This window comes from Variovorax paradoxus (assembly GCF_009498455.1).
Classification (GTDB): domain Bacteria; phylum Pseudomonadota; class Gammaproteobacteria; order Burkholderiales; family Burkholderiaceae_C; genus Variovorax; species Variovorax paradoxus_H.
Genome location: NZ_CP045644.1, coordinates 2,301,165 through 2,316,160, shown reverse-complemented (window position 1 = coordinate 2,316,160; position 14,996 = coordinate 2,301,165). Strand labels below are relative to the sequence as shown.

The following is a 14,996-nucleotide window of genomic DNA, read 5'->3' as shown; positions in this document are numbered from 1 at the left end:
CTGCGCACGTCAACGTGCCAACACAGCCTTAAGAGCTACGCCAGTGTGCGTACCCAATCGCACCACCTCCTCCGGCGGCGCCGCCGCGACGATGCGCCCGCCGGCGTTTCCGCCCTCGGGACCGAGGTCGATGATCCAGTCGGCTTCGGCGATCACGTCGAGGTCGTGCTCGATCACCACCACGCTGTGGCCGCCGTTCACCAGCCGGTGCAGCACGTGGATCAGCTTCTCGACGTCGGCCATGTGCAGGCCCACGGTCGGCTCGTCGAGCACGTACAGCGTGTGCGGCGGTTTCTGGCCGCGGCGAGTGATGTCGTCGCGCACCTTGCTGAGTTCGGTCACCAGCTTGATGCGCTGCGCCTCGCCGCCCGACAGCGTGGGCGACGGCTGCCCCAGCGTGAGGTAGCCCAGGCCCACGTCCTTCAGCAACTGCAGCGGATGCGCGATGTTGGGCATGCTGGCGAAGAACTCGACCGCCTCGTCGACCTCCATCTTCAGCACGTCGCCGATGCTCTTGCCGCGCCAGCTCACGGCCAGCGTCTCGGGGTTGAAGCGCGCGCCGTGGCAGACCTCGCAGGGCACCTTCACGTCGGGCAGGAAGCTCATCTCGATGGTGCGCACGCCGGCGCCGTCGCAGCCCGGGCAACGGCCTTCGCCGGTGTTGAAGCTGAAGCGCGCCGGGCCGTAGCCGCGCGCCCTGGCTTCGAGCGTGTCGGCAAAGAGCTTGCGGATGGTGTCCCAGAAGCCGATGTAGGTGGCGGGGCAGCTGCGCGGCGTCTTGCCGATGGGCGTCTGGTCGACCTCGAGCACACGGTCGATGACCGCGTAGCCGTCGACGCCCCGGCAGCCGACCCACGCCGGGCGCTTGCCCGCGGCATCGGCGTCGCGGCCGGCCTTGGTCATGCGCTGCACGACGATGCCCTGCACGCTGGCCAGCAGCACGTCGCGCGCGAGCGTCGATTTGCCCGAGCCGCTGACACCGGTGACCACCACGAGGCGGTGCAGCGGCAGCGTGGCGGTCACGTCCTGCAGGTTGTGCAGGTCGGCGCCGTGCACGGTGAGCCAGTTGCCGCTGTCTTCCGCCTTCGGATCGGGCGAGGGAATCAGGCGGCGCGCCTGCAGCGGGTGCTTGATGGCATCGCGCAGGTAGCGGCCGGTCTGCGAATCGCCCGCCTTCTCGATGTCGGCCACCGTGCCTTCGGCCACGAGGCGGCCGCCGCGCTTGCCGGCGCTGGGGCCGATGTCGATGATGTGGTCGGCGCGGCGGATGGTGTCTTCGTCGTGCTCCACCACCACCAGCGTGTTGCCCTTTTCGCCGAGCTTGTGCAGCGCGTTCAGCAAGATCTGGTTGTCGCGCGCATGCAGGCCGATGGTCGGCTCGTCGAGCACGTAGCACACGCCTTGCAGGTTGCTGCCCAGCTGCGCCGCGAGGCGGATGCGCTGCGCCTCGCCGCCCGAGAGCGTGGGCGCGCCCCGGTCGAGCGTGAGGTAACCCAGGCCCACCTCTTCGAGGAATTCGAGGCGGCTCTTGATCTCGGGCACGAGGTCGCGCGCGATCTCGGCTTCGCGGCCGTTGAGCACCAGCCCTTCGAACCACTGGCGCACCTCGGTCACGCTCATGCGCGCCAGCTGCGTGATGCCGATGCCGCCCGAGCCGTCGGCCGCGGTGCCGAAGCCCACGGCGCGCGCGGTGGCGTTCAGGCGCGTGCCTTCGCAGGTCGGGCACGCCACGTCGGCGAGGTCTTCCACCTCGGGCTCGGCGAAGGTCTGTTCGCGGCCCTTGTTGTCGTCGTCGCGGATCGAATCGTCGAAGACCTTGCGCTGGTCCTTGCTGAGCTTCACGCCCGTGCCCACGCAGTCGGGGCACCAGCCGTGCTTGCTGTTGTAGCTGAACAGGCGCGGATCGAGTTCGGCATAGCTGGTGCTGCACACCGGGCAGGCGCGCAGCGTGGAGAACACGTGCACGCGGCCGATGCCCGCGGCGGACACGCCGGCCATCATCGCGGCGCGCAGGCCGTCGAGTTCGCTCAGCACATGCACGACGCCCTTGCCATGCTCGAGCGCGCGGGTGAGCGCCGCGCGCAGCTCGTTCTCCTGCGAGGGCAGCACGTCGAGGCTGGCCACGGGCAGTTCGATGCTGTGTTCCTTGAAGCGGTCGATGCGCGGAAAGCCCGTGGTCGGCAGAAAGTCGCCGTCCACGCGCAGGTGCGTGAAGCCGCGCGGGCGCGCCCAGTCGGCCAGCTCGGTGTACACGCCCTTGCGGTTGCTCACCAGCGGCGCGAGCAGGCCGATGTGCTGGCCCTTGAAGTTGCGCATGAGCTGCGCGGCGATGCTGTCGGGCGTCTGCGGCTGCACGGCCGCGCCGTCGTGCACGCAGTGCTGGATGCCCAGCTTCACGTACAGCAGGCGCAAAAAGTGCCACACCTCGGTGGTGGTGCCCACCGTGCTCTTGCGACCGCCGCGCGACAGGCGCTGCTCGATGGCCACGGTCGGCGGAATGCCGTACACGGCATCGACCTCGGGCCGGCCCGCGGGCTGCACGATGCTGCGCGCATAGGCGTTGAGCGATTCGAGATACCGGCGCTGGCCTTCGTTGAAAAGAATGTCGAACGCGAGCGTCGACTTGCCCGAGCCGCTCACGCCCGTCACCACGCTGAACTTGCCGCGCGGAATGTCGACGCTGAGGTTCTTCAGGTTGTGCTCGCGCGCGTTGACGATCTCGATGGCGTTGCTGCCCGGCGCTGTCTTCGCGTTGGCGATGTAGCGCCGTGCGGCGCGTTCGGCCACCTTGTAGGCGCCGGGGCCGACGGCGAGTTCGTAGTCGGCCAGCGCCGCGCCGGTGAGCGAGGCGCGGTTCTCGCGCAGCTGCTCGGGCGTGCCCTCGGCCACCACCTCGCCGCCGCCCTCGCCGCCTTCGGGGCCGAGGTCGATGAGCCAGTCGCTGGCGCGGATCACGTCGAGGTTGTGCTCGATGACGATGAGCGAATGGCCCGCGTCGAGCAGCTTGCGCAGCGCGCGCATGAGCCGCGCGATGTCGTCGAAGTGCAGGCCGGTGGTCGGCTCGTCGAACAGGAACAGCGTGCCCTTGCGCGCCACCATCTGGCGGCTCGCGGTCGCGCTCTTGGCGGCCTCGGCCAGGAAGCCCGCAAGCTTCAGGCGCTGCGCCTCGCCGCCCGACAGCGTGGGCACGGGCTGGCCGAGCTTCACGTAGTCCAGGCCCACGTCGACGATGGGTTGCAGCACGCGCAGCACGTCGCGGTCGGTGTCGAACAGCGCCGCGGCCTCGGCCACGGTGAGTTCCAAAATATCGGCCACGTTGTAGCCACGGCCCTTGCGCTCGATCTTCACTTCGAGAATCTCGGGCCGGTAGCGCTTGCCGTCGCAGTCGGGGCAGCGCAGGTACACGTCCGACAGGAACTGCATCTCGACGTGCTCGAAGCCCGAGCCGCCGCAGGTCGGGCAGCGACCGTCGCCCGAGTTGAAGCTGAACTTGCTCGCGGTGTAGCCGCGCTGGCGCGACAGCGCCGCGGTGGCGAAGATCTCGCGGATGGCGTCCCACGCGCCCACGTAGCTCGCGGGGTTGGAGCGCGCGGTCTTGCCGATGGGCGACTGGTCGACGAACACCACGTCGCCCAGATGATCGGCGCCGAGCATGCGGTCGTGCGCGCCCGGCGTTTCGGTGGCCTTGCCGAAGTGGCGCATGAGCGCGGGCGCCAGCACGTCCTGGATCAGCGTCGACTTGCCCGAGCCGCTCACGCCGGTCACGCACACGAGGCGCGCGAGCGGAAAGTCGACCGTGATGTTCTTCAGGTTGTGCTCGCGCACGCCTTCGAGAATGAGCCGGTGCGTGTTCTCGCTCACGAGCCGCTTGAAGCCCATGCCGATCTTCTTGCGCCCGCCCAGGTACTGGCCGGTGAGCGTGTCGGCATCGCGCAGCATGTCGGTGGTGCCGTCGAACACGATCTGCCCGCCGCGCACGCCGGGGCCGGGGCCCATGTCGATCACGCGGTCGGCGGCGAGCATCACGGCCGGGTCGTGCTCGACCACCACCAGCGTGTTGCCCGCATCGCGCAGGCGCAGCATGGCCTCGGTGATGCGGTTCATGTCGCGCGGGTGCAGGCCGATGCTGGGCTCGTCGAGCACGAACAGCGTGTTCACCAGCGAGGTGCCGAGCGCGGTCGTGAGGTTGATGCGTTGCACCTCGCCGCCGCTGAGCGTGCGGCTCTGGCGGTCGAGCGTGAGGTAGCCGATGCCGACGTCGTGCAGGTAGCGCAGGCGGGTGGTGATTTCTTCGTGGAGGAGCTTGAGGGCCTGGGCTTCGCCCTGTCTTGCGCCTTCCCCCGCTGGGGGAAGGTTGGGATGGGGGCTCTCGGCCTCCACCACCGCCACAGCCTTTGCAGAGGCCGCGTGCCCCCACCCTGCCCTCCCCAGCGGGGAGGGAGCCAGACCCATGCGGTCAAAGAACCGCCGCAGCCGCTCGATCGGCAACAGCATCAGGTCATGCAGGCACAACCCCGGCAGCGCCTCCAGCTGCGCCCGCGTCCACTTCACCCCCGTCGGCATGAACCGCTTCTCGGGCGGCAGCACCGCATCCGCGTCTTCCTTGCTGCCGATGCGCCAGATCAGGCTGTCGAGCTTCAGGCGCGCGCCGCTGCAGACGGGGCACGGCGTGTAGCTGCGGTACTTCGACAAGAGCACGCGGATGTGCATCTTGTAGGCCTTGCTCTCCAGGTAACCGAAGAAGCGGCGCACGCCGTACCACTGCTTGTTCCAGTTGCCGTCCTTGTAGTTGGGCGTGCCCTCGATCACCCAGTGCTTCTGCTCCTCGGTGAGCTTGTTCCACGGCGTGTCGCGCGGAATGCCGGCCGCCTCGGCGTGGCGCATGAGGTCGTCCTGCGCCTCTTTCCACGCGGGCGTCTGGATGGTCTTGATGGCGCCGGCGCGCAGCGTGAGCTTGTCGTTCGGGATCACGAGCCCCAGATCGACGCCGATCACGCGGCCGAAGCCGCGGCAGGTGTCGCAGGCGCCGACGGCCGAGTTGAACGAGAACATCGACGGGATCGGGTCGGTGTAGCGGATGTCGCTTTCGGGGCAATGCAGGCCGGTGGAGAACTTCCACACGTCGGTGGGTGCGTTTTCATCGGCGCCCGTGGCGTGCACGGTGACCCGGCCGCTGCCGCGCTTGAGCGCCACCTCGATCGCCTCGACCACGCGCGCGCGCTCGGCGCTCGAGATGCGGAAGCGGTCGGCCACCACGTCGAGCACCTTGCGCGGGCCGGTGGGCGTGGCCACCTCGCGCTCGGCCTGCACGCGCGTGAAGCCGCTGGCCGACAGCCACTGCGTCACTTCTTCGGCCGAGGTGCCGGCCGGCAGCTCGACCGGAAAAGTGATGACGATGCGCGGATCGCCCGCGGCAGCCGCCCGCTCGGCGATCTGCGCATAGATGCTGTCGGGCGAGTCGTGGCGCACCGGCAGCGCGGTCTCGCGGTCGAACAGCTGGGCTGCGCGCGCGTAGAGCAGCTTCAGGTGGTCGTTGAGCTCGGTCATCGTGCCGACCGTGGAGCGCGAGGAGCGCACCGGGTTGGTCTGGTCGATGGCGATGGCGGGCGGCACGCCCTCCACCTTGTCGACGGCGGGCTTGTCCATGCGGTCCAGGAACTGGCGCGCGTAGGCGGAAAAGGTCTCCACGTAGCGGCGCTGGCCTTCGGCGTAGAGGGTGTCGAACACCAGGCTCGACTTGCCCGAGCCGCTCGGCCCGGTGACCACGGTCATCTCGCCGGTGCGGATGTCGAGGTCGAGGTTCTGGAGGTTGTGCTGGCGCGCGCCGCGAATCCGGATGGAGCCCTGTGTCATGAGTGCCTTGAGGGGTGGGGCAAACATTCTAGGGAGCGCATCGTGACGCTTCCGCCCACCCCGCCACATGGGCGGCGCCCGCGCAGGGGTTTGTCCGGATTCGCCTTGAGACACTTTGTGAAACAAATGCGACATTTGTTTTCACAATTGTCCGGCGAGTCTGCAGACGACTCCGAAAGGTTTCCATGACGAAGAAGAAAGTGGCAGGTTCACGGCACGCGCTCAGCGTGGCCGTCCTGCTGGCGCTGTGCGCCATGGGTGCCTCGGCCCAGATCGTGATCGGCCAGACCGCCGGCATGACCGGCTCGGTGGCCGCCAGCGTGAACGAGACCATCGGCGGCGCGCAGCTGGTGATCGACGCGGCCAATGCCCAGGGCGGCATCCACGGCGAGAAGATCGAGGTGATCCGCATGGACGACGCCTTCGACGTGAAACGCGCGGGCGACAACGCACGCGCACTCATCGAAGACAAGAAGGTGCTCGCGCTCTTCATGAGCCGCGGCACGCCGCACTCGCAGGCCATCATTCCGTACCTGGACAAGAACGAGGTGGCGCTCATCGGCCCCTCGACCGGCGCGATGGTGCTGCACAAGCCGCTGCAAAAGCACGTGTTCAACGTGCGCGCCACCTACCAGCGCGAGGCCGAGAAGGCGGTGCAGCACCTGCTGACCATCGGCCTCACGCGCATCGCCGTGGTCCACGTGACCGACTCGTTCGGCGCCGATGCGCTGCAGGGCGCGATGAACGGCTTCACCAAGGGCAAGGCCCAGCCGATCGCCACCGTGCCGGCTGACCGCGAGAAGCCCGACTACCAGACCATCGTGCCCGCCATCCTGAAGGCCGACGCGCAGGCGGTGGTGTGGATCGGCTCGGGCGTGGCGGTGGTCGACGGCATCAAGGCGCTGCGCGCCGCGGGCTCGGCGGCGCAGGTGGTCACGCTGTCGAACAACGCCTCGTCGGGCTTCATCAAGCAGTTGGGCGACGCCAGCCGCGGCGTCATCGTGACGCAGGTGTTCCCCAACGAACGCTCGATGGGCCAGCCGATGGTGAAGGAGGCGCTGACGCTCGCCCGCGCCAAGGGCCAGGGCGAGCTGTCACCGGCCGCGCTCGAGGGCTTCGCCTCGGCCAAGGTGCTGGTGGAAGCCTTGCGCCGCGCCGGCCCCAAGCCCACGCGCGCCAAGGTGCTCGCGGCACTCGAAAGCCTCAAGGGCTACGACCTGGGCGGCGGGCTCGAAGTGAGCTACTCGCCGCAGGACCACAGCGGCATCGACTTCGCGGACCTGGCCATCATCAGCGAAGGCCGCTTCAAGCGCTGACGCGAACCGCGTAGCGTTACTTCGCGGCGGAAGCCGCGGCAGCCGGTGCCGAAGCTCCTGCAGCAGCAGGGGCTGCCGGCGCGTGCGTTGTGTCGCCGCCGTGCTTCTCGCCGGACATGTCGATCTTGTCGCCGCCCATCGAAATCACATACAGGGCAATGGCAGCGAAGATGACGAAGCCGACAACGATTTTCCACATGGGGACTGTCTCCTGAGAAGGTGAGAAAAAGGGGAAGAGAACGTTCAAGAAAAAGGCCTCATGCCGTGGGCATGAAGCCTCTTTGTTGAACGGAGGGCAGCCGCCGCGCGGCTTCCTCCAGGTGCCAACGATCAGTCGTTGGCGTAGATGTCCACGTCCTTGGTCTCGCGGATGAACAGCGTGCCGATCACCAGCGTGATGCCCGCGATGATGATCGGGTACCACAGGCCGTTGTACATGTTGCCGGTCGAGGCCACGATGGCGAAGGCGGTGGTCGGCAGCAGGCCGCCGAACCAGCCGTTGCCGATGTGGTACGGCAGGCTCATCGAGGTGTAGCGGATGCGCGTGGGGAACATCTCGACCAGCATCGCGGCGATCGGGCCATAGACCATGGTCACCAGCAGCACCAGCCAGAACAGCAACACGATGGTCAGCACCTTGTTGATCTTGGCGGGGTCGGCCTTGGACGGGTAGCCGGCGACCTTCAGGTCTTCGGCCACGCCCTTCTTGAAGGCGGCGATGGCCTTGACGCTGGTCTCGTCGAACTTGGAGTTCGCGACCACGCCGGTGGGCGCCTCGATGGTCTTGCTGCCGATCTTCACGACGGCCGCAGAGCCCGGCGCGCCGGCCACGTTCTCGTAGCTCACCGAGTTCTGCACGAGGTAGCGCTTGGCGATGTCGCACGAGCTCTTGAAGTCGATCTCGCGGGCCACCGGGTTGCCCTGGAACGAGCAGGTCTTCGGATCGGCCGTCACGGTGACGCCGGCCGTGGCTTGTGCACGGGCCAGATCAGGGTTGGCGGCTTCGGTCAGCATCTTGAAGACCGGGAAGTACGTGACCACGGCCAGCAGGCAGCCGGCCATGATGATCGGCTTGCGGCCGATCTTGTCGGACAGCGTGCCGAACACCACGAAGAAGGGCGTGCCCAGCAGCAGCGCGGCGGCGATCATCAGGTTGGCCGTGGTCGCATCGACCTTGAGCTGCTGCGTCAGGAAGAACAGCGCATAGAACTGGCCCGAGTACCAGACCACGGCCTGGCCGGCGGTGAGGCCCACCAGCGCCAGGATCACGATCTTCAGGTTCTTCCACTCGCCGAACGATTCGGACAGCGGCGCCTTCGAGGTCTTGCCCTCGGCCTTCATTTTCTGGAAGGCCGGCGATTCGCTCAGCGACAGGCGGATCCACACCGAGACGCCCAGCAGCAGGATCGACACCAGGAACGGAATGCGCCAACCCCAGTCGCCGAATGCCTGCTCACCGAGCCAGGTGCGCACGCCCAGAATGACGATCAGGCTCAGGAACAGGCCGAGCGTGGCCGTGGTCTGGATCCACGAGGTGTAGGCACCGCGCTTGCCGTGCGGCGAGTGCTCGGCCACGTAGGTGGCAGCACCGCCGTACTCGCCGCCGAGCGCCAGGCCCTGCAGCATGCGCAGCGCGATCAGGATCACCGGCGCCGCGACGCCGATGGTCGCGTAGCTGGGCAAGAGGCCGACGATGAACGTCGACAGGCCCATGATCAGGATCGTCACCAGGAAGGTGTACTTGCGGCCGATCATGTCGCCCAGGCGGCCGAACACGATGGCGCCGAACGGACGCACCAGGAAGCCGGCGGCAAACGCCAGCAGCGCGAAGATGAAGGCCGCGCCCGCATCCAGGCCGCTGAAGAACTGCTTCGCGATGATCGCGGCGAGCGAACCGTACAGATAGAAGTCGTACCACTCGAACACGGTGCCGAGCGAGGAGGCGAAGATGACCTTCTTCTCCTCCGCGGACATGGGCCGGGGGGCCGGATGCGGCATTCCCCTTGAATCTAGCGTGGCTGCCATCGTCGTCTCCTGGTGTGTATGTATGCGTTCATCGGTGCCCGGCATTCGGGACCGTGAGGCATTCTTGGAGGCGCGACTGACCCGAGGCTTTCGCGAAACTGAACGGGCGCTTACGGTTTAGGGTGAAACCCGCGCTGCACGTTTCAGCTTGTAAGAAACAAAGACCCTGCGCGGGTTTGTCCTCATCCGGGTTTTTCAGCCCTTGCTGCTGCGCAGCAACGAGGGCCGCTGGTCGGCGCCGGTCCATTGCGGACCGTCGAACCAGGCGTCGCCCTGCAGGTAGGCGCGCAGCATCGCGAGGCCGTCGAAGCCCCAGAACAGGCGCCCGTCGACCACATAGCACGGCACGCCGAACACGCCCTGCGCCACGGCCTCGTCGGTGTTGCGCTTGAGCAGGGCCTTGTTCTCGTCGCCGTTCACATCGCGCTTCGGTTGCAACTGCGCCGTGAGCGCGGCCAGCCGCGTGGCGTCGCCCGCTTCTTCGCCGCCGCGCCACACATGGCGAAAGAGGGTTTCAGCCGCCAGGCGATTGATGCTGCCGTCGTCGCCCGTGGCCACGGCCAGGCGCAGGTGCGGCAGCGGGTTGTAAGGGTGCGAGGCCGGCATCTCGATCGGGATGCCGTGCGCATGGCCCAGCCACAGCACGTGGCGGTAGGTCCAGCTGCGCTTGGAAGGAATCTCGGCCGGGCCGAGCTGGCCGTGGTGCTTGAGCAGCGCACCCAGCAGCACGGGCTTGTAGGCCACGCTCACGCTCAGGCCTTCGAGCGCCTCGGGCAGGTGCTCGAACGCGAGGTGCGCGTAAGGCGAAATGAAGTCGAGATAAAAGTCGATGTGCTTCATGCGTCGGTGTCTCCGGGGGTGGTTTCGGGCACGCGCCAGATGCCCGCCTGGGCGCGCAGTTCGATCGCGCGCCACACCTGGCGGCGTGTGTCGTCTTCCATCTTGCTCCAGCCGGCAATCTCGGGGATGGTGCGCAGGCAGCCTTCGCAGAAGCCGCTCAGGCGGTCCATGCGGCACACCGACGAGCACGGCGACGGCACGTCGCCGGCCATGCGCTGCACGGCAGTGGCGCGGTCGGCGAGCGCGTGCGCTTCGTCGAAGTTCACACCACGTCGGCCACCGGCGCGCCGGTGAGCTTCTCTAAATCGTTCGGGTGCAACTGGAACACGGCGTGCGGGTGGCCCGCGGCGGCCCAGATTTCCTCGAAGCGGAACAGCTCGCGGTCGATGAGCACCACGGGCTTCGTCACATGGCCCACCGGCGAGACGCCGCCGATGGTGAAGCCGGTGCGCGCCTTCACGAAGTCGGCGTCGGCGCGGCCGGTCTTGCCGACGATGGCATCGACCTTCTTCTCGTCGACGCGCTTGTCGCCCGAGGTGATGACCAGCACCGCCGCTTCGTCGCTCTTGCGGCGGAAGATGATGCTCTTGGCGATCTGGCCGACCGAGATGCCGAGCGCGTCGGCAGCCTGCTGCGCGGTGCGGCAGGCGTCGTCGAGCATGCGGGGCGCATGGGGGTGGCCGGCGTCCTGCAGCACGCGGGAGACGCGCTGGACACCTTCAGGGAGGGAATGGAGTTCGGAGCCGCACATGGCAAGTTCTTCGAGGTTCGTGGGGGCGTTCGCCCTGCGTTGCAAGGCCCCGAGCATACGGAAAAGCCCCGCGCACCGACGCCACCGCCTCCGCTCACCCTTCAAGCCCGGCGCACCAATGCGGAGAGCGCCGGCGCACGACGCCCGTGCGCGCCGCGGCCGTCCCGGTCCGATTTCGGTGCGCCACCGGCCGATGAGGCCCGCTGCACGGGCTTTGGCGCGCGGCACGCTTATTGCTGAACACGGTGGCGACCCACCGGCCTCTGCGGCGGGTTCGCAGTGCCTCCGCTAACGACGGCGGGGTTCAAGCGCACCGGTGGCCGCCCGCCGCCGGTTCGTCTGCTCCAACCCATTTCGCATCCGTTCCGTCGCGGGGGCCCCAACGACGCTGTCTGTTCGACAGCGGCCGCGGGGGCGCCTTCCAGGGCCGGTTGCGTGCAGGACCCCCAATGAAGATCGCAGTCATCGGCCACGGCATGGTCGGCCACAAATTCCTCGAGCAACTCCACACGCTCGGCCTTCCCGGCGCACAGGTCACCGTGCTGTGCGAAGAACCGCGCCCGGCCTACGACCGGGTGCACCTGTCCGAATATTTCTCCGGCAAGACGGCCGACGACCTGTCGCTGGTCGAGCCGGGCTTCTTCGAGCGCAGCGGCTTCACGCTGCGCCTGGCGGCCCGCGCGGCGGCCATCGAGCGGCGCAACAACACCGTCACCACGGCCAACGGCGAGGTGATCGCCTACGACAAGCTGGTGCTGGCCACCGGCTCCAACCCCTTCGTGCCGGCCGTGCCGGGCCGCGACCGGCCGAACTGCTTTGTCTACCGCACCATCGAGGACCTGGACGCCATGAAGGCCTGCGGCGCCAAGTCGCGCAGCGGCGTGGTGGTGGGCGGCGGCCTGCTGGGCCTGGAATGCGCCAAGGCGCTGCGCGACATGGGCCTGGAAACGCACGTGGTCGAGTTCGCGCCGCGCCTCATGGCCGTGCAGGTCGACGAAGGCGGCGGCCGTGCATTGCGCGGCAGCATCGAGGCGCTGGGCCTGCACGTGCACACCGGCCGCAACACGGTAGAAATCACCGACGGCGCGAGCGCGCGGCACCGCATGGTGTTCGCCGACGGCACGCACCTGGAGACCGACATGATCGTGTTCTCTGCCGGCATCCGCCCGCGCGACGAGCTCGCACGCCAGAGCCTGCTGGCCGTGGGTCCGCGCGGCGGCGTGGCGATCGACAGCCACTGCCGCACCAGCGACCGCAACGTCTACGCCATCGGCGAATGCGCGTCGTGGAACGAACAGACCTTCGGCCTCGTCGCGCCGGGCTACGACATGGCGCGCGTGGCCGCCCGCCACATCGCCGGCCAGGACGACGCGGCCTTCACCGGCGCCGACCTGAGCACCAAGCTCAAGCTGATGGGCGTGGACGTCGCCAGCATCGGCGACGCGCACGGCAAGACGCCGAAGTCGCGCGCCTACCAGTACATCGACGAGCGCAAGCAGGTCTACAAGAAGATCGTGGTGAGCGAAGACGGCAAGCAGCTGCTGGGCGCGGTGCTGGTCGGCGACGCCACCGAGTACGGCACGCTGCTGCAGCTGGCGCTCAACGGCATCGCGCTGCCCGACGAGCCCGAGTTTTTGATCCTGCCGTCCAGCGACGGCAAGGCCAGGCCGGGCCTGGGCGTCGATGCGCTGCCCGACAGCGCGCAGATCTGTTCGTGCAACAGCGTCACCAAGGGCCAGATCTGCGAGGCCGTGGGCCAGGGCGTGTGCACGCCCGCCGAGATGAAGGCCTGCACCCAGGCCGGCGCCACCTGCGGCGGCTGCGTGCCGCTGGTCACGCAGGTCATGAAGATGGAAATGGCCAAGCGCGGCATGGCCGTGAACAACCACCTGTGCGAGCACTTCCCCTACTCGCGCCAGGAGCTGTACCACCTCATCCGCGTGGGCGAGATCCGCAGCTTCGCCGACCTGCTCACGAAGCACGGCAAGGGCCTGGGCTGCGACATCTGCAAGCCGACCGCCGCGAGCATCTTCGCCTCGTGCTGGAACGAGTTCGTGCTCAAGAAAGACCTGGCCGGCCTGCAGGACAGCAACGACTACTTCCTGGGCAACATCCAGAAGGACGGCACCTACTCCGTCGTGCCGCGCATGCCCGGCGGCGAGGTCACGCCCGACGGGTTGATCGCCGTGGGCCATGTGGCCAAGAAGTACGGCCTGTACACCAAGATCACCGGCGGTGCGCGCGTGGACATGTTCGGCGCGCGCGTCGAGCAGCTGCCGTCCATCTGGGAAGAACTCATCGCCGCCGGCTTCGAGTCGGGCCATGCCTACGGCAAGTCGCTGCGCACGGTGAAGAGCTGCGTGGGCTCCACGTGGTGCCGCTACGGCGTGGACGACAGCGTGGGCCTGGCCGTGGAACTGGAGAACCGCTACAAGGGCCTGCGCGCGCCGCACAAGATCAAGTTCGGCGTGTCGGGCTGCACCCGCGAATGCGCCGAGGCGCAGGGCAAGGACGTCGGCATCATCGCCACCGACAAGGGCTGGAACCTCTACGTGTGCGGCAACGGCGGCATGAAGCCGCGCCACGCCGAGCTGCTGGCGAGCGACCTGACCAAGGCCGACCTCATCCGCATGATCGACCGCTTCCTGATGTTCTACGTGCGCACGGCCGACCGCCTGCAGCGCACCAGCACCTGGCGCGAGAACCTCGAAGGCGGCCTCGACTACCTCAAGGGCGTGCTGCTGCAGGACACGCTGGGCCTGGGCGCCGAGCTCGAGACGCAGATGCAGCACGTGGTCGACACCTACCAGTGCGAATGGAAGACCGCCGTGACCGACCCCGCCACGCGCCAGCGCTTCCGCTCCTTCGTCAACAGCGAGAAGCCCGACGAGCACATCGTCTTCGTGCAGGAACGCGGCCAGAACCGCCCCGCGCGCCCCGAAGAGCGCCGCGAAACCAGCGCCGCCTGAGCGAACAAAAAAGGACAACCCACCATGACCACAGACACCCTGAACTGGACCGCCGTGTGCGCCGCCGGCGACATCCTCCCCGACACCGGCGTGTGCGCGCTGGTCGATGGCGTGCACGTGGCGATCTTCCGCGTCGGCCAGGAGCCGTCGCTCTTCGCCATCGACAACGTCGACCCGAAGGCCGGCGCCAGCGTGCTCTCGCGCGGGCTGGTCGGCAGCCTGGGCGACCGCATCGTCGTGGCCTCGCCGCTCTACAAGAACCACTTCGACCTGCGCAGCGGCGAATGCCTCGAGGCGCCCGAGCACTCGGTGCGCGCACATGCGGTGCGCGTCGAAAACGGCCGCGTGCTCGTCGCGCTCGCCTGACGCCCCTCCCCCTCTTCTCTTTTTTCAGCCTCTCTCCAAGGACTCCGAATGGCCTACCTCGCTCCTGCCGAATTCGTGACCAAGATGGTCGACGCCGGTGAATCCAAGCTGCTGATGTCCACGCGCGACACGCTGATCCGCTCGTACATGGCCGGCGCCATCCTCGCGCTGGCCGCGGCCTTCGCCGTGAGCATCACCGTGAACACCGGCAATGCGCTGGTGGGCGCGATGCTGTTTCCGGTCGGTTTCATCATGCTGTACCTGCTGGGCTTCGACCTGCTCACCGGCGTGTTCACGCTGGCGCCGCTGGCCGTGCTCGACAAGCGCCCCGGCGCCACCTGGGGCGGCGTGATGCGCAACTGGAGCCTGGTGTTCGTGGGCAACTTCGCCGGCGCGCTGACGGTGGCGGTGTTCATGGCGATCATCTTCACCTTCGGCTTCAGCGAGGCGCCCAACGCCATCGGCGAAAAGCTCGGCCACATCGGCGAAGGCCGCACGCTGGGCTACTCCGCACACGGCGCCGCCGGCATGCTCACGCTGTTCATTCGCGGCGTGATGTGCAACTGGATGGTCTCGACCGGCGTGGTCGCGGCCATGATGTCGACCACCGTGTCGGGCAAGGCCATCGGCATGTGGATGCCCGTGATGATCTTCTTCTACATGGGCTTCGAGCATTCCATCGTCAACATGTTCCTGTTCCCCGCCGGCCTGATGCTCGGCGGCAAGTTCACCTTCATGGACTACCTGATCTGGAACGAACTGCCCACCGTGGTCGGCAACCTCGTCGGCGGCCTGACCTTCGTGGGCCTCACGCTGTACGCCACGCACTACAAGACGGCCGCCAAGCGCGTGATCGGCTGAACCGCCGCAACAGCA

General features: G+C 68.0%; 10 protein-coding genes. 4 read left to right on the top strand and 6 right to left on the bottom strand.

Going from position 1 to position 14,996, the window contains the following annotated elements; translation table 11 throughout:
- Positions 1-9 precede the first annotated feature (9 nt).
- Positions 10-5,853: an excinuclease ABC subunit UvrA gene (uvrA, locus tag GFK26_RS10595; protein ID WP_153285924.1), complete on the bottom strand. Its 5,844-nt coding sequence runs from the start codon at positions 5,851-5,853 to the stop codon at positions 10-12.
- Positions 5,854-6,038: 185 nt separating this feature from the next.
- Between uvrA and GFK26_RS10590 the strand changes: the two genes are divergently transcribed.
- Positions 6,039-7,169 carry an ABC transporter substrate-binding protein gene (locus GFK26_RS10590; protein WP_416222549.1) on the top strand — a complete coding sequence of 377 codons (1,131 nt, stop codon included), beginning with the start codon at positions 6,039-6,041 and terminating at the stop codon, positions 7,167-7,169.
- Between the two features lie 16 nt (positions 7,170-7,185).
- On the opposite strand, the gene GFK26_RS10585 is transcribed toward GFK26_RS10590, so the two are convergent.
- From GFK26_RS10585 to GFK26_RS10565, 5 genes are all read right to left on the bottom strand, one after another.
- Positions 7,186-7,368, bottom strand: coding sequence for a hypothetical protein (locus GFK26_RS10585; RefSeq protein WP_153285922.1), 183 nt, complete (start codon positions 7,366-7,368; stop codon positions 7,186-7,188).
- A 131-nt stretch (positions 7,369-7,499) separates the two neighbouring features.
- Positions 7,500-9,194: an MFS transporter gene (locus GFK26_RS10580; RefSeq protein ID WP_153281930.1), complete on the bottom strand. Its 1,695-nt coding sequence runs from the start codon at positions 9,192-9,194 to the stop codon at positions 7,500-7,502.
- Between the two features lie 195 nt (positions 9,195-9,389).
- Positions 9,390-10,034: a 2-hydroxychromene-2-carboxylate isomerase gene (locus GFK26_RS10575; RefSeq protein WP_153281929.1), complete on the bottom strand. Its 645-nt coding sequence runs from the start codon at positions 10,032-10,034 to the stop codon at positions 9,390-9,392.
- Entirely contained in the window at positions 10,031-10,300 is a 270-nt protein-coding gene (locus tag GFK26_RS10570; RefSeq protein ID WP_153281928.1) for a DUF1289 domain-containing protein, read from the bottom strand. Before GFK26_RS10570 ends, GFK26_RS10575 begins: the two co-directional genes overlap by 4 nt.
- The gene (locus GFK26_RS10565; RefSeq protein ID WP_056577405.1) at positions 10,297-10,785 is read right to left on the bottom strand and encodes a YbaK/EbsC family protein; all 489 of its coding nucleotides are present in this window, start codon (positions 10,783-10,785) and stop codon (positions 10,297-10,299) included. Before GFK26_RS10565 ends, GFK26_RS10570 begins: the two co-directional genes overlap by 4 nt.
- Positions 10,786-11,234: 449 nt before the next feature.
- On the opposite strand from GFK26_RS10565, the gene nirB reads away from it, so the two are divergent.
- From nirB to GFK26_RS10550, 3 genes are read left to right on the top strand one after another with little or no spacing between them, the layout of a single operon-like run.
- Positions 11,235-13,754, top strand: coding sequence for a nitrite reductase large subunit NirB (nirB, locus tag GFK26_RS10560; protein WP_153281927.1), 2,520 nt, complete (start codon positions 11,235-11,237; stop codon positions 13,752-13,754).
- 24 nt (positions 13,755-13,778) lie between these two features.
- A complete protein-coding gene (nirD, locus tag GFK26_RS10555; protein WP_153281926.1) occupies positions 13,779-14,120 on the top strand; it encodes a nitrite reductase small subunit NirD in 342 nt (113 codons plus the stop codon).
- 48 nt (positions 14,121-14,168) lie between these two features.
- A complete protein-coding gene (locus tag GFK26_RS10550) occupies positions 14,169-14,981 on the top strand; it encodes a formate/nitrite transporter family protein (RefSeq protein WP_153281925.1) in 813 nt (270 codons plus the stop codon).
- Positions 14,982-14,996 lie beyond the last annotated feature (15 nt).